15 protein-coding genes and 2 pseudogenes are annotated in these 17387 nt (G+C 66.1%); 12 read left to right on the forward strand and 5 right to left on the reverse strand.

Annotated features, from left to right (window positions below):
• Positions 1 to 199 precede the first annotated feature (199 nt).
• The 4 genes from F792_RS0113820 to F792_RS0113835 all read left to right on the forward strand — a co-directional run bounded on the left by F792_RS0113820 (position 200) and on the right by F792_RS0113835 (position 4983).
• Positions 200 to 583 (forward strand): hypothetical protein, encoded by a 384-nt coding sequence (locus F792_RS0113820; RefSeq protein WP_018170103.1) that lies wholly within the window; start codon positions 200 to 202, stop codon positions 581 to 583.
• Positions 584 to 754: 171 nt separating this feature from the next.
• Entirely contained in the window at positions 755 to 3235 is a 2481-nt protein-coding gene (locus F792_RS0113825; protein ID WP_018170104.1) for an EAL domain-containing protein, read from the forward strand.
• A 429-nt stretch (positions 3236 to 3664) separates the two neighbouring features.
• Positions 3665 to 3949, forward strand: coding sequence for an MliC family protein (locus F792_RS0113830; protein WP_018170105.1), 285 nt, complete (start codon positions 3665 to 3667; stop codon positions 3947 to 3949).
• Positions 3946 to 4983: a phosphotransferase gene (locus tag F792_RS0113835; RefSeq protein WP_018170106.1), complete on the forward strand. Its 1038-nt coding sequence runs from the start codon at positions 3946 to 3948 to the stop codon at positions 4981 to 4983. The genes F792_RS0113830 and F792_RS0113835 overlap by 4 nt, the downstream gene beginning before the upstream one ends.
• Positions 4984 to 5125: 142 nt before the next feature.
• Here F792_RS0113835 and F792_RS0113840 read toward each other — a convergent pair whose 3' ends face one another.
• On the reverse strand, positions 5126 to 6019 hold the full coding sequence (locus tag F792_RS0113840; protein WP_018170107.1) for a hypothetical protein: 894 nt from the start codon (positions 6017 to 6019) through the stop codon (positions 5126 to 5128).
• Positions 6020 to 6111: 92 nt separating this feature from the next.
• On the opposite strand from F792_RS0113840, the pseudogene F792_RS15125 reads away from it, so the two are divergent.
• The 3 genes and pseudogenes from F792_RS15125 to F792_RS14775 all read left to right on the forward strand — a co-directional run.
• Positions 6112 to 6311 (forward strand): annotated as a pseudogene (locus tag F792_RS15125) (hypothetical protein); the annotation flags it as partial.
• Positions 6312 to 6456: 145 nt separating this feature from the next.
• Positions 6457 to 7068: a peptide-methionine (S)-S-oxide reductase MsrA gene (msrA, locus tag F792_RS0113850; protein WP_018170109.1), complete on the forward strand. Its 612-nt coding sequence runs from the start codon at positions 6457 to 6459 to the stop codon at positions 7066 to 7068.
• An 18-nt stretch (positions 7069 to 7086) separates the two neighbouring features.
• A pseudogene (locus F792_RS14775) lies at positions 7087 to 7842 on the forward strand (flagellin); the annotation flags it as partial.
• Positions 7843 to 7848: 6 nt separating this feature from the next.
• Here F792_RS14775 and F792_RS14295 read toward each other — a convergent pair.
• On the reverse strand, positions 7849 to 9090 hold the full coding sequence (locus F792_RS14295; protein WP_018170111.1) for an HD-GYP domain-containing protein: 1242 nt from the start codon (positions 9088 to 9090) through the stop codon (positions 7849 to 7851).
• 397 nt (positions 9091 to 9487) lie between these two features.
• Between F792_RS14295 and F792_RS0113870 the strand changes: the two genes are divergently transcribed.
• The gene (locus F792_RS0113870) at positions 9488 to 10717 is read left to right on the forward strand and encodes an EAL domain-containing protein (RefSeq protein ID WP_018170113.1); all 1230 of its coding nucleotides are present in this window, start codon (positions 9488 to 9490) and stop codon (positions 10715 to 10717) included.
• Here the strand turns inward: F792_RS0113870 and F792_RS0113875 are convergent.
• Positions 10711 to 11412 (reverse strand): DUF4197 domain-containing protein, encoded by a 702-nt coding sequence (locus F792_RS0113875; RefSeq protein WP_018170114.1) that lies wholly within the window; start codon positions 11410 to 11412, stop codon positions 10711 to 10713. The two genes, F792_RS0113870 and F792_RS0113875, sit on opposite strands and share 7 nt — an antisense overlap.
• A 15-nt stretch (positions 11413 to 11427) precedes the next feature.
• A complete protein-coding gene (locus tag F792_RS0113880) occupies positions 11428 to 12222 on the reverse strand; it encodes a nuclease-related domain-containing protein (protein ID WP_231362650.1) in 795 nt (264 codons plus the stop codon).
• 83 nt (positions 12223 to 12305) lie between these two features.
• Here F792_RS0113880 and F792_RS0113885 point away from each other — a divergent pair, with 83 nt between their 5' ends.
• From F792_RS0113885 to F792_RS0113900, 4 genes are all read left to right on the forward strand, one after another.
• A complete protein-coding gene (locus F792_RS0113885; protein ID WP_018170116.1) occupies positions 12306 to 13370 on the forward strand; it encodes a triacylglycerol lipase in 1065 nt (354 codons plus the stop codon).
• A gap of 103 nt (positions 13371 to 13473) precedes the next feature.
• The gene (locus tag F792_RS14940; RefSeq protein ID WP_018170117.1) at positions 13474 to 13617 is read left to right on the forward strand and encodes a hypothetical protein; all 144 of its coding nucleotides are present in this window, start codon (positions 13474 to 13476) and stop codon (positions 13615 to 13617) included.
• Positions 13618 to 13689: 72 nt separating this feature from the next.
• A complete protein-coding gene (locus tag F792_RS0113895; RefSeq protein WP_018170118.1) occupies positions 13690 to 14385 on the forward strand; it encodes an MOSC domain-containing protein in 696 nt (231 codons plus the stop codon).
• Between the two features lie 276 nt (positions 14386 to 14661).
• On the forward strand, positions 14662 to 15054 hold the full coding sequence (locus F792_RS0113900) for a hypothetical protein (RefSeq protein ID WP_018170119.1): 393 nt from the start codon (positions 14662 to 14664) through the stop codon (positions 15052 to 15054).
• Between the two features lie 414 nt (positions 15055 to 15468).
• Here the strand turns inward: F792_RS0113900 and F792_RS0113905 are convergent, their stop codons facing one another.
• The gene (locus F792_RS0113905; RefSeq protein ID WP_018170120.1) at positions 15469 to 16992 is read right to left on the reverse strand and encodes an NAD(P)H-dependent oxidoreductase; all 1524 of its coding nucleotides are present in this window, start codon (positions 16990 to 16992) and stop codon (positions 15469 to 15471) included.
• Positions 16993 to 17387: the final 395 nt, after the last annotated feature.

Consider the following 17387-nt stretch of genomic DNA (forward strand, 5'->3'; position numbering starts at 1 on the left):
CATCGCCGGTGATCTGAACGGATAGCAACCGGCCCAAGCCCCGCACGGGGGCCGGAACGCAGTCCATTCGCGGCCGGGCCGAGCGCCAGGGCCGTGATCCACGTCCAGTCCTCGCGCAGCGGGCGCCGGGCCACGTGGAAAACATCCCGGATTCGGACCAGACTCCGGGGAAAGCGGCACCCCGGAGAGAGGGATCGACATGACCAGCCTGCATCAACCCGCGCGGGAACCTGCGCTCTACCGTTTTCTCGGCATCGTGTTGCCGCCGGTGGCGGCGTACCGCTACGGCGCCGCCGCCCACAGCTGCGCCGCGCCGATCGCCATTGCCTGGGCGGCCGCCCTCGTGTCGATCGCCTATGCCCTGCTGACCGGCCTGGCCGGCATCTCCGGCTACGGCGGCTTTCCGCTGGCAATCGGTCTGTTCCTGTGGGTGTTTGCGACGGTATGGACCTTCCTCGTCGTGCGAAACGTGCAGGCGGATCCCTCCCTTACCGACCCCCGGACACACGAACAACGCGTCCGCCAGCGCGAGGACGCCCACGACCCGCTGGATCAACTCGATTCCGGCGAACGCCCGCGCTGACATCTCCGCCCGTACCCGGGCCCCACTGAACCGCGCCGCGTTGACGCCGCTTGACCGCCCCTGAAATCTGCCTCTTGAATACGGTTTGCGCCTTCAGAATTCCCCTGACAGACTCGGGACAACGCGTTCGGGTGGAAGGGGCCAGCAGGACGCGTCCGACAGGGGAAATGCATGAGCAATTCGTCCGGGGTGAAGGTCCAGTACGAGGACCTGGTGGAAAACCACCCCTTCATCATCATCTGTTATCGACCCGACACCACCATCTTCTATGCCAACCGGGCGGCCCACGAGTACTTCGCGGCGCGCCCCGGAAGCCTGCTCGGGCACCGCTGGATCCATGACCTCCCCGAAGAGCGGCAGCCCGAGAACCGTGCCGACCTGCTGCGCTATACCCCCGACGCGCCCGTGCGCACCATCGAGAACCCGGTGCGCCGCGGCGACGGGGCCGACCGCTGGATCCGCTGGACCAGCCGCGCCTTCTTCAACGAAGCCGCCGAGATCACCCATTTTCAGACCCTCGGAATCGACGTCACGGACCGCAAGCAGGGCGAACTCCTGCGCGAAAACCTGCTGGGGAGCCTGGCCGAGGGCGTCTTCGGCATCGACGCCGATGGCAACTACACTTTCCTCAACCCCGCGGCCTGCGCACTGCTCGGGTTCGCCAGCGAAGACGAGGCCCTGAGCCACAATTCGCACGAACTGTCGCACCACAGCCGGCCCGACGGCCAGGCCTTCCCCGCCATGGAATGCCCGGTGTACCGAGTCTTGCGCACCGGCGAGCCGTTGCAGGCCTGCGAGGAGTATTTCTGGAGCCGCGCGGGACACGGGTTCCCGGTACTGATCAACGCCGCCCCGCTGTTCGATGCCCGCAACCGGGTTACCGGCGCCGTGGTCTCGTTCCAGGACATCACCGAGCGTCGCGCGGCGCGCGAGGCGCTGGAACGGCGCGAGGCGGAACTGCAGGAGGCGCAGCAGATCGCCCATCTGGGCAACTGGATCTCGGACTTCGACGCCGGGGGCATCCGCTGGTCCAGCGAGGTGTTCCGCATCTTCGGCCTCGAATACGACCAATGGGGTGCTACCCACGAGGCGTTCATGCAGGCGGTGCACCCGGACGACCGCGAGCGCGTGCAGCGCGCGGTCGACGACGCCCTCACCCCCGGAGGACCGGAATACGACATCGAGCACCGCATCGTCCGCCCCGATGGCTCCGTCCGCATCGTCTACCAGCGCGGGAGCGTGGACTTCGATACCCAGGGCCGGCCCCAACGCATGGCCGGCGTGGTGCACGACATCACCGAACGGCGCGAGGCGGAGCGCCACCTCCATTTCATCACCTACCACGACGCCCTCACCGGCCTGCCCAACCGCACCCGCTTTGCCGAACGCGCCGACCAGGCCGTCACCGATGCCGAGCGCCTGGGGCGTCCACTGGTGCTGGCCCACATCGGCCTGGATCGCTTCAAGAGCGTCAACGAAGGCATGGGCCAGGCCACCGGCGACGAGGTCCTGCAACATGTGGCCCGGCGCCTGGAAAACCGTCTGCCGGTCGGTGGCGTACTGGCACGCCTGGGCGGCGACGAGTTCGGCGCCCTGCTCCCGGTGGAGTCTCCCGGCTCGGTCGCCGGCGCGGTCACCCGCCTGCTGGAGCCGCTGCGCCAGATCATCAAGGCTGGCGAGCACGAGCTCTATGTGCCCGGTTCCGTCGGGGTCGCCGTATATCCCCACGACACCCAGGATGCGTCCGACCTGATGCGCCGCGCCGAATCCGCGATGCACCAGGCCAAGCGCACCGAGGGCAATGCCATCCAGTTCTGTTCCGGCGAGCTCAACAACGACGTGCGGACACGCGTCTCGCTGGAGGGCCAACTGCGGCGCGCGGTCGATCACCAGGAAGGTTTCTTTCTCCACTACCAGCCGCGGGTGGCGGCCGGCGATGGCCGTATCGTCGGCGTCGAGGCCCTGCTGCGCTGGGAGGATGGAGCCGGAACGGTGCATTCGCCGGGCGCCTTCATCCCGATCCTCGAAGAGACCGGGCTGATCGTCGAACTGGGCCAGTGGATACTGACCGAGGCCTGCCGTCAGTGTCGGGCCTGGCATCAGGCCGGGCTGCCACCGGTCCGCGTGTCCGTCAATCTGGCCGCTCCCCAGTTTCGGGATCGCCAGATGGCGCACAGCATCGACCGGGTATTGGAACACACCCAGCTGAGTGCGGACGCCCTGGAGCTGGAGGTCACCGAGAGCATGCTGATGGCCGATACCGACCAGGTCATCCGCACCTTGGGGCAATTTCGCGAGCGCGGGGTGCGCGTAGCCCTGGACGACTTCGGCACCGGGTATTCATCGCTGGCCTATCTGCGCCGTTTTCCGCTGGATGTGCTGAAGATCGATCGCTGCTTCGTCGCGGACCTGGAGACCGAGTCGAGCGCGGGCGCCATCGTGCGCACCATCCTCAGCCTCGCGGATAACCTGGGCCTCGAATCCGTCGCCGAGGGCGTGGAGACCGAGGCGCAGCAAGCCTTCCTGCAGGAGGCCGGTTGCCAGACCCTGCAGGGCTTCCTGTTTGCCCGCCCGCAGCCAGCCGCCGACTGCCAACAGATGCTCGCCGAGCCCGCATCGTCCGCCGCCGCGCACCCGGGCCGCAGCGCCTGAATCAGCCCGGTCCACGCGACCCGCACGGTCGGAACACCCTCGGGAAACACTGATTAATGTACACGCTCGCGCTCGAGTCGCTTTTGCGTGCGAACAAGGCGCGGTGACTGCCGTGCAGTCATTCTGCACAAGGGAACCGCAACGCCGTTCCCACGCAAAAGCGGCCGAGCCCCTGCATTCAATCGCTTGTGGGGTTGGTACCCCAGGCTCCCCGATCCTGCGTTGCGGCCCTTGCCGGTAGAACCACTACCGGCTGCGCACCGCGCCTTGTCTCGGAAAACCTGGGGTACCAACGCGAGCGTGTACATTAATCATGTGTTTCCCTCGGTAACACAGGGCCACATGCAGTACCGACCGGCCGAACGCTACGATAATCCATCATCAACGGGAGACCACCGCGTGCGCCTAGCAATCGTACTGGCAGGAATCATGCTGATCGCCGGCTGCAACGCGCTGCCGCGGGGCGATGATGCCCCGCGCGAGATGGCCTACATCTGCGCCTACGGCCCCGAACTCACCGCCACCTTCGAGGGCGAGCAGGCCGTGCTGGCCTTCAACGGGGCCCGCGCTCGACTACAAGCCACCGAGACGGCCTACGGCGGGCGCTACGCCAATCCCACCGACGACATCGTGTTCTGGACCCGCGACGACGCCGCCATGCTCGAGATGCTGGGCGTGTTCTGGAGCTGTCGCGCCCTGCCCGACCGCGGATGACCGACGCAGCGACCCGTTTCGTCCTGCAGGCCACCAGTGCCCGCACGGCGGTGCGCGGCCCGGTCATCCAGACCCTCTGGAGCGGCTACGGCGAGATCGTGCGCTACCTTCTTGAAGGCGGCGACTCCCCCACAGTCATCCTCAAGCACATCGTGTTCCCCGACGAACTGGACCATCCGCGCGGCTGGAGCAACAACCGCTCGCATCAGCGCAAGCTCCGCTCCTATCAGGTGGAGATGGCCTGGTACCGCGACTGGGCCAACCAATGCGACGCCAGCACCCGTGTCCCCCGCTGTCTGGATACCGCGACCATCGGCGGCGAGCACCTGATCGTGCTGGAGGACCTCGACGCTGCCGGTTTCCCGCAGCGCAGGGACCACCTGACCCGCGCCGAGGCGCGGCTCTGCCTGCGGTGGCTCGCCCGCTTCCACGCGCGTTTCATGGGGCGGGAGCCCACCGGCCTGTGGCCCGAGGGCAGCTACTGGCATCTGGCCACCCGCCCGGACGAATGGGCCGCCATCGAGGACCCGGCGATTCGCGAGACGGCAGCGGCCCTCGACAACGCCCTGACCGGCGCCCGCTATCGCAGCTTGGTCCACGGCGATGCCAAGGTCGCCAACTTCTGCTTTGCGCCAGAGGGCGACGCCGTCGCAGCCGTGGATTTCCAGTATGTCGGGGGCGGCTGCGGCATGCGCGATGTGGCCTATTTCCTCGGGAGCTGCCTGGACGAACGGGAACAGGAGAACTGGGAGGCCGACCTGCTGGATGCCTATTTCGCGGCATTGCGCGAGGCCCTGAACGAACGGGGCAAGGGCACGGAAGCCGACGCCATCGAGCACGAGTGGCGTGCGCTGTTCCCCATTGCCCAGGCCGACTTCTACCGCTTCCTGGTCGGCTGGATGCCGGATCACTGGAAGATCCACGACTACAGCCGCCGCACGGCACTGGCCGTGGTCCGGCGCCTTCAGGAAGGTGGCTTGTCCGACATCCCGTCGGGGGCGGATTCGAGCGCTTCCGCGACCTCCAGCCAGTAGGGCCCGACCGCACAGCGACCCCACAAGCAATCGGCGACCGCCGGCGCATCCGGAACCGCGGGGGCATTTGGAGTCGGCAGATCGGCCCTGGGTCGGCTCACGTCGTTCATCGCGGGCCGATGATGGCACACCCGAACATCCCTTACGGTGCGGTAGTGTCCGCCGCGGGGGACGCCGCAGCCCCCGAGAAACCGGGCCCACGGACATCCGCAGGCGCCCAGTCGCGTCCGCTGTCCCGACCGGTCACCCACCACTCGTGCACGAACAGCCGCAGCGGCCCGCGCACCCGTTCCTCGAAGCGCGTAGGCAGGGTGTACCCCTCGATCTCCGCGTACTCCAGGAAGGTCGTATCCACGTGGGCACCCTGGGTGGGGCCAAAGCCGTTCAGGGTGACATGCACGCGATAAAGCAGGTCGGTTTCGGGGTGGATCCACATCACCACCTGGTCTTCGTCCGCCTCGCCGAACCCGGGCTCAATGGTGGCCAGTACCCGGCGGTAGTTCACACCGCCCTCGCGCTGGTCCGCCAGCCGCTCCATGTCGGTCGCCCGGTGTTTGACGAAGCTCGGACCGTAGTGGAACAGCTCGCCGGCGTCCGTGGTCATCGCGCTGGCGCGAATCCGGTCGCGGTCCGAACTGCGCTCGCCATCGTAGTACAAGCGGAATTCGTCACCGTGGCGGAAGACGCTCTTGGTGCCCTCGGGTCCGGTGTAGTGGACCGCATACAGATCATCGGCGGGGCGATAACGCTCTTCGCCCTGGCCACGGTAGTCGCCGTCGGCTACCAGCGGCTGGAGGCGCTGGATCACGCGCCCCCACTCGCCATCGGTCGCCTGATTCAGATCACCCGGGTATTCGCGCAGGTCCCCGCCGTGGGCCGCAAGCGTTCGCTGAAACAGGGCCTCCGCACTCAGTCCGTCGTCGAATTCCGGATCCGGACCGGGCTGCGGGAAGGTTCCCCCGCACCCAGCCAACAGCACCGCGAGTCCCAGCGACAGGACGGCCGCCAACACCCCTGCCCGTGTACGCTTATCCATTACCTGGCTCCTTGCACAATGAATCTGTACCGCCCTTTTACATTGCGTGCAACGGCGGTTGCCGTACCCTTCCGCAAGGGGTTCGTCATGTCATCCATCCCCGCCGCATACGCAGACGCCCTCCCGCCACGAAAAGTACGGATCACGCCGTGCGGGACGCAATCCGCGAGGTCGTCGCCACATCGAGTTCACCCCGCGTGGCCAGATCCTCGATACCAGCGTGCTCTTTCCCAAAACAGTAGGCCACTCCCGCGGAGAAATCATCGGCCAGCACCACCGGATGTCCTGCAGTGGCACCAGGTTCGGGGTCTGGTCCATCGCCTCCATCCCTCGTGATAACCAGTAGGGACTGATCCAGGCGCCCGCGACCGCTGGACCGGGCACCTTGAACGCGGCTCGGGGTCTGAAGATCGGATCGCATGCATTCGTGAGGCATCATGTCCTTCGCTCGCACACTCTGGCTTGCCGCCCTGCTCCTGTTCTCGGCGCCGGCCCTGACACAGGCCGAGGGACCCGAACAGGCGGTACTGGCCGGCGGTTGCTTCTGGTCCATGCAGGCACCCTTCGATGCGCTGGAAGGCGTGCTTGAAACCGAGCTTGGGTATACCGGGGGGCATACCCTTGATCCCGGGTACTGGCAGGTGGTCACTGGGCGCACCGGCCACGTCGAGGCCGTGCGTATCCTCTTCGACCCCGGGCGCATCGGCTTCAGCGAGATCCTGGAGGCCTTCTGGCGCAGTATTGACCCGCTGGATCCCCACGGGCAGTTCTGTGATCGCGGGCCCCACTATGGAACCGCCATCTTTCCGCAGGATGCCGCCCAGCGCGCCATCGCCGAAGCCTCACGGGCCGAGCTGAACCGCTCGGGCCGCTTCGACCAACCGGTGGTGACACGCATACGGGACGCTGCACCCTTCTATCGGGCCGAGGACGAACACCAGAACTACTACCGCAACCACCCGGACCGCTACGCCGACTACGTGACCCATTGCGGCCGGGAGGAGCGCCTGCAAGCGCTATGGAGCGTACCGAACAGGTCGGGGCCGTGAGATCCGACACCATGGCCCATGATCAACGCGACTCTCCTGTCGCTGAACGCGCAGCGCAACCTGCGGCTTTCCCAGGGCGCCCTGCAGGTGGCCCTGCAACGCCTGGCCTCCGGGCGCCGCATCAACTCGGCGCGCGACGATGCCGCCGGAATGGCCATCAGCGAACGCTTCACGACCCAGATTCGTGGCCTGAACCAGGCCATGCGCAATGCGCAGGACGGCATCGGGCTGGCCCGCACCGCCGAGGGCGGGCTGGGGTCCATGAGCGGCAACATCCAGCGCATCCGCGAGCTGGCCCTGCAGGCGGCCAACGGCACCCTGTCCGCCTCCGACCGCCAGGCCCTGAACCGCGAGGCCCGGCAGTTGCTGGCCGAGACCGACCGGGTGGTCACCCAGACCACCTTCAATGGACGGACCCTGCTCGATGGCAGCACCCCCACCGCGTTCTTTCAGGTTGGCGCCAACGCCGGGCAGACCCTCGCCGTGGACCTCGGCGACGGCATGGGCACGCGCCAGCTCGGCGCGATCGCGACCAGCCGGTCGGGGGATCTGACGGCGCTGTTCGCCAGCGGTCCGTTCACGGTGGCGGGCGACTTCCGCATCCGCATCGGCGAGCGGCCGGAGATCGACGTCCCGGACGGGGATTACGACTCGGTCGCTGCCCTGGCCACCGCCATCAATCGCGAGCTCGGAGACCCAAGCCGCGCCTCCGCCACCTTCGATGGGCGCCTCGAAATCACGGCACGCGAGATCATCACCATCAGCGGCGACGCGTCTCCTTTATCCGTTGCCGCCGGGCAGACCGGACCACAGCTCATCCAGGTCCGGGAACGGCCATGCCGTGGGGTCCTCGCGCCCGGCAATAGCCTCCTGAACGTGCGTCGCCGAGAGGTCCACGACCTTCGGGGGAATGCGGCACCCCGAGCTGGTTGAGTAAAAGACCTTCACGACCGGCTTGAGCAACGAACCCGCGGACTGGTCCACGACCACACCGATCCGCCCGGACTCCAGTCGCACCAGGGACCCCACGGGGTAAATACCCAGGCTCTTCACGAACGCCTGGAAAACGGTTGGATCGAAATGGCCTTGAGCCCACTCGGCCATCTTGCGAATGGAGTCGCCCGGGTCCCAGCCCGCCTTGTAAGGGCGATTCGACGTAATCGCGTCATAGACATCGCAGACCGCGCCCATCTTTGCGTACAGGGTAATCTGGTCCCCAACCAGCCCCTCGGGATACCCCGAACCATCCATCTTCTCGTGGTGATGCAGACAGACATCCAGGGTGACCGGGTAGAGATCTTCTTCGGCCGCCTGCAGGATGCGACGCCCCTCCGCCGGATGGCGCTTCATCACGGCAAACTCTTCGGGGGTGAGCTTGCCCGGCTTGTTGAGCACCTCCAGCGGCATCGCGGCCTTGCCGATGTCGTGCATCAGACCCGCCTCACCAGCCGCCAGGACCGCGTCGTCCTCAAGTCCCAGTTCGCGGCCCAGCGCCACAATCAGCGCGCATACCGCCACCGAATGCATGTAGGTGTAGTCGTCCGCGTTCTTCAGCCGCGCCAGGCTGACCAGCGCCCTGGAGTTGCGAGCCACCGAGTCCGTGATCTCCTCAACCACCTTGCGCGCCAGTTCCGTGTCCACGGCGCGGCCCATGCGCGCCTCCCCGAAGATCGAGGTCATCGCCTGCCGCGATTTCCGGCAAATGGTCGCCGCCCGATCCAGTTCCTCCCGCATGGACGCGGGCTCCCAATCGCGCCCGGCATCCGGGACCGACTGCAGCGACGCCTGCACCTCGGCATCCCGCTCCGCCGGCGTCATGGCGGCCTCCGCACCCTCCACGTCCCGCCCCCTGGTGGTGTCGATCCAGACCTCGCGGATACTGCTTTCGCGCAGGGTCGCGAGGTCCTTCGCATCGTCCAGCAGGAAGCGCGTGCGCCAGAAGGGATGCTCCATCCACGAGCCACAAAGTTCCCGGATGTACATTCCCTCGACGACATGTTCCAACTTGATCTTCTTCAGCATTCGGGGCCCAGGCTTGCAATGGCTGGCCGGGGCTGTGCCCCGGGCGGCGGATTATCATCCCGATCTCGATTGCCCACAACTCAGACCTAACACCGCCTAACGAGAGTCCTTTCTGGCCACCCGGGCATCGCGAGGAGGGGGCATGAAAAGCCAGATCATCGAAGGCGAGGGCCCGCCTTTTATATGCACCAGGAACGACCCCGCAGCGTTCATGGGGTACCGATTTGCCAGATCCGCGCTGCCGATCTGCAGAACGGTGTTCTGACTCACATGTACTACACTCGGGATACAGGCGCGGTCGCTTGGACGACTGGACATGCCACCCTGAAGCCGTGCCGCTTTGTCGCACAGCCAAAGGTGTAATAACCGGCCCGGGATTGGCCAAAGGAAGAGCGCGATGTCCAGGTTTCCCTCGGCCCTGCCCTCCACCGGTAGCATCCGCTACACCGACTACCTCGCCCGCACCACACTCCGTGCCTGGGTGGGCATGTCCTTCGTGGGCGCTAGTCTGCTGATCTTGGGTGGGCTCGCCCTGTCCTGGCTGGTCGTCTACACCGCCGGTGGCGCCGACAGTATCGTCCCGCACTTTTATTACGTGCCCATCCTGTTCGCCGCGGCGCGCTTCGGCGCGGGCGCCGCCCTGGTCGTGGCCCTGGTGGCCGGCGTGCTGGCCGGACCCATGACGCCGGTGGATGTCACCGCCGGCATCGCGCAGGAGACCGAACGCTGGCTAACCCGTACTGGATTCTTCGTCGGCATCGGCCAGCTGATGGCCTGGCTGGTCATCCCCGCGCTGCACCCGGTCACCGAGGAACTGCGGCGCATGCGCCAGGAGTTCGATATCCGGCGCGGGCTGCGGCACAACGAATTTTTCCTGCGCTACCAACCGATTTACTCCCTGGCGCAGGAGCGCCATGTCGGCGTCGAGGCGCTGATCCGCTGGCAACACCCCATCCGCGGAGAGCTATCCCCGGCGGAGTTTCTGGACGTGGCGGAGGATTCCACGTTAATCCATGACATCTGCGATCTGGCCCTGGACGAAGGCTGCCGCCAGGCGGCCGCGTGGAAGGCCCTGGCCGCCGAACACGGCCGCCCCGCATGGTATGTGGCAATCAACCTCTCGGCGCACGACATCGTCCGCCCCGAAATGGCGGCCCATGTCGCGGCCGCGCTGGATCGCCATCGGCTACCGCCGGAGTTGCTGCACATCGAACTGACCGAAACGGTACTGGCGATGGACGCGGCCACCGATGCCCTGAAGCAGCTCAAGTCACTCGGCATCCAGCTCGCCATCGACGACTTCGGCACGGGTTATTCCTCGCTGGCCTACCTCAACCGCTTCCCCATCGACATCCTCAAGATCGACCGCCAGCTGATCTCCGGACTCGGGATCGATCCATCCGCCCACGACCTCTCGCGCGGCATGGTCCTGCTGGCCGAGTCACTGGGCCTGCGGACCATTGCCGAGGGCGTGGAGACGAAGGAACAACTGGCAATCGGCCGCGAACTGAAATTCGATTGCATCCAGGGCTACTACTTCGCCCGTCCGTTACGGGCCGAAGAGATCCCATCCCTGCTGCTTTCCGACACGCCGCGCATCGGCCATCTGCACGCAGTGCGCTACTGACCGAAATAGTCGCGCAGGAGCTGGGTCGTGCGGGCGGCCGGATCCTCGCGGATGCGGCGCTCCTCGTCCGCGAGGATGGTAAACAGGCCATCCAGGGCGTGATCGGTCACGTAGCGATCCAGATCGACGTCCAGCCCCGACAGGCCCGGAATGCGGCCCGCCGCGTCGCGCAGCGGCTGGTACACCCGATAGACGTCGGCCCGCTCCATCTGCTCCTGCACAATCGGCATGTAGCGCTCGCGCAGGGTGGACTCCGACGCATCGCGCAGATACTGCGTGGCGGCATCATCGGCCCCGCGCAGCACGCCATACACATCCTCCGGCCGCATCCCGCGGATGGCGCTGACAAACACCGGAACGGCCTCCCGCGCTGCCGCCTCCGCCGCGCGGTTCATCCGCCGCTCCAGATCGTCCACCTGGCTGGCAAACCCGACGCGCCGCAGCGTATCGCCGGCCTGCTCCAGCTCCGGCGGAAGACCGATGCGGATCAACGCGTTGCCCCAGTAGCCATCCTCGCGGCCGGTCCGCTCCACCGTGCGCTCGGTGCCCACCCGCAGGGCCTCACGGATCGCCTCCTCGGCACGATCACCACCACCCCCGTCGAGGCCGAAGTCGCGGACATCCAGCCCGGCGCACGCGGTCAGCAGAAACGGGATCAGCAACAGGGGCAAAAAAGGCAAAACCGGGATCTTCATGGAGCGTCTCCAGAACTACGAGTTACGGACATAACGACCCAGCGAAGACGCAATTAAATGTACGTCCGAATCCGCCAAAACCGTGTCACTATGCGCGATAAATGCGGGCAGGGCCTTGGGGTTCAGCACCCATGCGTCGCTTTTCTTGGACTGAGCCGTGGGCTGGATGAACCAACCGGGGAACACGACAACCGGGCGCACCGGAACCTTCTTCCCCGTAGTTTCTTCGATCCTCTCACGCACCCAGGAAGCACAGGCTCGAGCCTGTCGGATCGGATCCCTTTCGGGCCGTCGCCCCATAATCTCGACGTGCTCGCCATCGAACACGATCTGCGGCTCACCTGTCACTGGCTTCGAATAAGCCTTCGTCTCAATGGCGTATACACCGCTTGGATGGACCACCACATGGTCCACATTGAAACCCTCCCCTGGAAAGTCATGAAGCACTTGCGCACCGTTAGCCCGCAGGCGTTCAAGATACTGCCCAACCGCTTTTTCTCCATCCAAACCCAACTTCATCGCCCGAACCTTCTTTTTTGTCCGGACGACCTTGTAGGCAGCAACCATCACAGCGACCAACGCCACGACGGAGAACACCCCAGGGATCGGCTCCGTCCCGGTAACGCTTCGGATCCACTCCAAAGCCGTGAACGCCAGAAGCACGAGAGCGAAAAGCACGTACTTCATCGCTTCCCGGTCAACTGTTTCATCGATGTGACGTGCCAACGACTCCCCAGGGTTACGCAGAGGCTTGGCTTTTAAAGGTGACTTTCCCGCCATCGTGAATTCCTTGTTCGGCGAAATCTCCATGTGCACTGTGCCTAGCAGGCTCCGAAAGAGAAAGCTGACCCGACCCTTGCCGAGGCGCGACACATGTCGGATGGTGATACGCCATGAGCCGCCGCACACGTCCAAAGCCTCGCCTGCGCACTCGCCTGATTGTGGTGGGCATGCTCGTCGTACTGCCGCTAATGGTCCTGGCGGCCTGGCTAAGCTGGACGGAACAGCACCCGGAACAGGAACGCGAGCTGCGCATTGAAGTACAGGATCGCCTGCACGAGTGGTTTCCCGAGGCAATGGAGTTGCCGGAGGAACTGGTGGGTTTCGTGCCCCGCTCCGAGACATTCGGCACATCCGCGCCACCCGATGTATTGATGCTGCACGGCCTGGATGAACCCGGCAACATCTGGGACGAACTGGCGCAGGCCCTGGATGCAGCCGAGCTCAACGGCTGGGAGTTTCGCTACCCCAACGATCAGGCCATTGAGCACAGCACCGACCTGCTGGCCGAATACTGGGGCGAACTGGATCCGGACCATCCAGTGATCCTGATTGGCCACAGCATGGGCGGCCTGGTGATTCGCGACTTCATCACCCGCTACCGCCACCCAGTAGGCGCCGCGCCGAGCGCGAAGGGACCCCGCATCGACGGCGTGATCCTGGTGGCCACCCCCAATCATGGCTCCGAGTGGGCCCGGCTGCGGGTCTGGCTGGAGGTACGCGAGTGGCTGGCCGACATCCAGCAGCAGCGCTTCTCGCTGTTTGCCGGCCTGCGCGACGGCACCGGCGCGGCCAAGATCGACCTGCGCCCGGACAGCCGCTTCCTGGCCGAACTGAACGCACGCCCCTGGCCAGACGACATACCGATCCGCATCATCGGCGGCAAACTGCCCGAACCCACCCCCGCCATGCGCGAGAGTCTCGCCGCGCTGGACGAACAGATCGACCTCGAGGCGGTGGCCGGGCGCATCAGCGAATGGTGGGAGCAGACCGACGACGAACTGGGCGACGGCGTGGTGCCGGTCGAATCCCTGCACCTGGACGGGCATCCGGGCCCGCTGATCCTCGAGGCCTCGCATCGTGGGCTGCTGGTACCCGGCCCGCTGACGGACGAACCCCCGGCCATCGACGCGATCCTGGAGATCCTCGACCACTGGCACCACGGCCCCGACACGTGAGGCCCGCCACCAAGCGGCCACGCCGGCCGCACGCCTCGCCACCCTGCGGGCCGTCACCCGGTGTCCGTGCGGAACCTGGATCCGCATCGCCGTTCTCAAGGGAATGGACATCCCGCTGCTCGTCATTGGCGCGTCGCTCGTCGCCAGCCTGACCGCCTTCTTCTCCGGCGTACTGCCCTATCCCATTGGCTGGATCATCCTGGGTATCGCCTTTATCGCCCGCCTGCTGTATCTGCGCGGGCGCTGAGCGAGCCGCCGTCACCCGGACGCGGACTTGTTGTATCGTCGAGACTCCGCGCCAGCCCGGGAGTGCCCCTGCATGACCACCACCCGACTCATCGGCATCTACACCGGCCGCGTAACCGCGGACTACGCCAGGGGCCGCGCCAGCGCCATCGATAAGCAGCCTGTGGAAGGCCCAGTCGTGCTGGGCCCCCTCGGCCTGGCCGGTGACGAACAGGCGGACCCGGAAAACCACGGCGGCGCGGAGCGCGCCCTGCTCCACTACAGCCTCGATCGGTACGCCGGGTGGCAGGAGCAGTACCCCGATCGCGCCACCCGCTTCGTGCCCCCCGGCTTTGGCGAAAACCTGGCCAGCCACGGCATGGATGAACACAGCGTGCACATCGGCGACATCTATCGCATCGGCACCGCCCGGGTACAGGTCAGCCAGCCCCGCACCCCGTGCTGGAAGCTCGACGCCCGCTTCGACGTCCCGGGCCTCGCGCGCGAGGTCCAGGAAACCGGGCGCTGCGGCTGGTTCTACCGCGTACTGGAACCAGGCACCCTCACCGCGGGCGACATGATCGAACGGCTCGAACGCCAGCCCGAAAGCCTCAGCATCGCTGCCGCAATGGCCGCGGTCTATCGGCGCCGGAATCACCAGCACCTGCAGCAACTCGCTGATTGCGAGACCCTGGCCCCCAACTGGCGAGACAAGGCGCGTAGGAAACTGCACGGCGCCGCCGATGCCAGCAGCCAGCAGCGGCTGACTGGCGAGCCACCCTCCGCATAAGCCGCCTCTCCACCCGCAAGTCATCGATTACGGCCGCATCCCCGGGCCTCAAGCCAACACCTGAGCCAATGATGGCTGCCCCCGCCCGCTTCCCGCCTGCACGCGAACCCCTCCACAACTTGCCGCCTACATCTGTGAACTAGCGTTCAACTCCTCACGCACAGGGTTTATCCGACCCCCAACCAGCGTTATCCATGGCTTGCACGCGACCGATGCACCCCCGAGGGGTGGCATCCAGTCGGTGCGACTTTTGCCAAAAATGCAGGAGCAAGAACCATGTGGAACTATCGAAAGACCGGCATTGCCATTGCCCTGAGCTCGCTGTTCACACTCGGTGCCCTGGGCGCCGCCCAGGCCCAGGATCTAGGCTCCTCTGCCGAAGGCGCTGCCGAAACCGGAGCCGAAGCAAGCGGCGGCATGGGTAGCGAACGTGGCATGGGTAGCGACCGCGGCATGGGTGACGACCGTGGCTTGGGCAGCGACCGTGGCTTGGGCAGCGACCGCGGCATGGGTGACGACCGTGGCTTGGGCAGCGACCGCGGCATGGGGGCCGGCGCGGGAGCCGGCGCTGACACCGACATGGACGATGATGGAGTCGACGCCGAAGGCGATGCCGAGGCCGGAGGCGGCTTCGACCTGGATAGCGACGACGAAGAAGACAACAACTAAACCCACCCTGAACGAGAGGCCGGCCCCAACGGGTCGGCCTGTCATGGCCTGGCCGCCAGGAAAACACTGATCAAGGAGTATGTTCGCGTTGGTGTCCCATGTTTTCCGAGACAAGGCGCACCAACCCCACAACGCCTTTAAAGACGGGGCACGGCCGACCGCTGTTGGTGAAAACGGGTGCGCGCACGGCGTTGTGGCTCACCTGGGGCAAAGTGACCGCACGGCAGTCGCCGCCCTTTGCTGACACCCAAAAGCGACTCGAGCGCCAACATGCACCTTGATCAGTGTTTCCCCAGGACACCGGGCTCGCTGCCCTCATCCTTGCTGGAGCCTGGTGGATGCCCCTTCATCCTGTTCCTGTCTGTCCTCTCCGTTGCCTTCCATGGCTATTGGCTTCGTCGGAGATACTCACCATCAGCCCATGACCAGGTTCACCAGGGGGAACAGTCCGAACCAGAGCACATAGCCCAGGGATGCCGCCATTAATCCATCGATGCGCCCCCTGGGGTCTTCGCGGTGCAGCGCACGCCACAGGAGCCAGACCAGCCAGGCGGCATACGGGACCACCACATACCCGATCCCGGCATAGGCCCCCTGCGCCCATCCCAGCGCATCGAACGACGCGCCGCTGGCGGCCGCCAGGATGGTGAACGACAACGCCACCCAAAGCGCACCGTCGTTCCCCAGGCGCACGGCCAGGGTGCCCTTGCCCACCGCGGCGTCCGCCTCGCGGTCGGGAATCCCGGATAGCGTGATCGACGGCACAATCGCCAGGAACAGCGGCAGGCTCAACAGCCAGGGCAAGGACGCGGTCCAGTCGCCCGCCAGGAACACATAGCCGCACAGCAGCACGCCCAGGCTGTGCGTAAGCGCGACATCGAGCTCGCCCAGCCCCCGATAGCTAAGCTTCAGCGGCGCCGCCGTGTAGCCGATCGCCAGAATCGCGAGGACGGCCATCACCGTCAGGATCGCCCCCGAATCTCCGGGTGCGGTCGCCAGCAACGCCACGAACGCGAGGGCGAAGCCCACCAGCGCGACGGCAATCCCCACGCCCAGCTCGCGCGCGGACAACAGCCCCTCCACCAGCACACGCGACCCACCGGTAAAGGGACCATAGAACCGGTTTTGCCGGTCCGAGCCGAAGTCCACGCGTTCGTTCACCAGCACCGTGGCCACTTCCAGAAGAAACAGGCACAGGTACCCGAGCCAGAACACCGGATTGCCGAACACCCCACCCGCCGGGGCGGCCACCAGCGCCCCCACCGCGTAGGCCACAAAGGTCATCGGATAGAACTGCAAGCGCAACGCCTGGAGCCAGGCACCGGCCTTGTGCGCAAGCCACTCACCCGCACTTTCGCGCCCCTTGGCCAGACGCAGCCCTTCCTGGCGTGCGCGCTGCAACCAGGCTTTGCGCTGGGCCTCGTCGCTATGGCGCACCGAACCGAACATCAACGAGCGCACCGGCCGGACCCCACAGAACCCCAGCGTGGCGCGCGCCATCGCATTGGCACCTGGCTGGCGATAAACCAGCCGGTGGATCAGCGGCGGCGTATCCATGGTCGTGATCAGTTGCGCCGATCGGCCCTGAAGCAACCCTTCGTACCCGGTACCGCCCTCGCAGGAGCGAAAGGCGAATTCCGGCGTCATGATCCGGTCCAGAAAACCCTTGAGCAGCGCCGGCATGGTGCCCCACCAGGTGGGATAGACAAACACCAGATGATCAGCCCACGCGACGAGGCCGCGTGCGGCCTCCAGATCCTGTTCGAGTGGCTGCTGATTGGGCGAAGGGGTGTGGACGTGCGGATCAAATTCCAGGCTCGCCAGATTCAGGGACTGCACCTCGGTCCCGGCCGCGCGCGCCCCTTCGCTGTAGGCTTCGGCCAGCGCCCCGCACAGGCTATCGGTGCGCGGGTGGCCGAGGATGACGAGCACCTTCAAGCGGGGTCACTCCGTACGGTGGTCATACCTTCGTTCTCCAGCCCGCCGCGGTGACAACCACCGACGTCATGGGTACCGCAAGCCAGGCCCTGCCCGCGAATCGGATTCCACCCTGCCGACGACGTATCCCTGCATGACGAAACCCTCCGTACCACGCTACTCATCCATACCCACGACCCCACACAAGTCCTCCGTCCGCGCCGACCGACCGTTTTAGGGCCGATCCCGCGGGTCGAGGAATTCGTCCACCACAGCGGCTCCACCCAGAACATAGCCCGCGTCGGAGAGGCTTGCTACCGATCCGTCATACCCGGAAGCGCCGTTCCGTTAGAGAGCTCACAAGATCCGGTCCACCGGAACAGTTCACCGGGCGTATACGAAGCGGTCGCGGCGAC

The organism is Thioalkalivibrio sp. ALMg9 (genome assembly GCF_000380625.1).
In the GTDB taxonomy this organism is placed as follows: domain Bacteria; phylum Pseudomonadota; class Gammaproteobacteria; order Ectothiorhodospirales; family Ectothiorhodospiraceae; genus Thioalkalivibrio; species Thioalkalivibrio versutus.

Bases quoted from the DNA above. Each gene is read 5' to 3' on its own strand.
- F792_RS0113895 (WP_018170118.1), top strand. From the start codon at position 13,690: ATGACCACCACCCGACTCATCGGCATCTACACCGGCCGCGTAACCGCG.
- F792_RS0113900 (WP_018170119.1), top strand. From the start codon at position 14,662: ATGTGGAACTATCGAAAGACCGGCATTGCCATTGCCCTGAGCTCGCTG.
- F792_RS0113870 (WP_018170113.1), top strand. From the start codon at position 9,488: ATGTCCAGGTTTCCCTCGGCCCTGCCCTCCACCGGTAGCATCCGCTAC.
- F792_RS0113820 (WP_018170103.1), top strand. From the start codon at position 200: ATGACCAGCCTGCATCAACCCGCGCGGGAACCTGCGCTCTACCGTTTT.
- F792_RS14295 (WP_018170111.1), bottom strand. From the start codon at position 9,090: ATGCTGAAGAAGATCAAGTTGGAACATGTCGTCGAGGGAATGTACATC.
- msrA (WP_018170109.1), top strand. From the start codon at position 6,457: ATGTCCTTCGCTCGCACACTCTGGCTTGCCGCCCTGCTCCTGTTCTCG.
- F792_RS0113885 (WP_018170116.1), top strand. From the start codon at position 12,306: ATGAGCCGCCGCACACGTCCAAAGCCTCGCCTGCGCACTCGCCTGATT.
- F792_RS0113825 (WP_018170104.1), top strand. From the start codon at position 755: ATGAGCAATTCGTCCGGGGTGAAGGTCCAGTACGAGGACCTGGTGGAA.
- F792_RS0113830 (WP_018170105.1), top strand. From the start codon at position 3,665: ATGCTGATCGCCGGCTGCAACGCGCTGCCGCGGGGCGATGATGCCCCG.
- F792_RS14940 (WP_018170117.1), top strand. From the start codon at position 13,474: ATGGACATCCCGCTGCTCGTCATTGGCGCGTCGCTCGTCGCCAGCCTG.
- F792_RS0113875 (WP_018170114.1), bottom strand. From the start codon at position 11,412: ATGAAGATCCCGGTTTTGCCTTTTTTGCCCCTGTTGCTGATCCCGTTT.
- F792_RS0113880 (WP_231362650.1), bottom strand. From the start codon at position 12,222: ATGGAGATTTCGCCGAACAAGGAATTCACGATGGCGGGAAAGTCACCT.
- F792_RS0113835 (WP_018170106.1), top strand. From the start codon at position 3,946: ATGACCGACGCAGCGACCCGTTTCGTCCTGCAGGCCACCAGTGCCCGC.
- F792_RS0113840 (WP_018170107.1), bottom strand. From the start codon at position 6,019: ATGGATAAGCGTACACGGGCAGGGGTGTTGGCGGCCGTCCTGTCGCTG.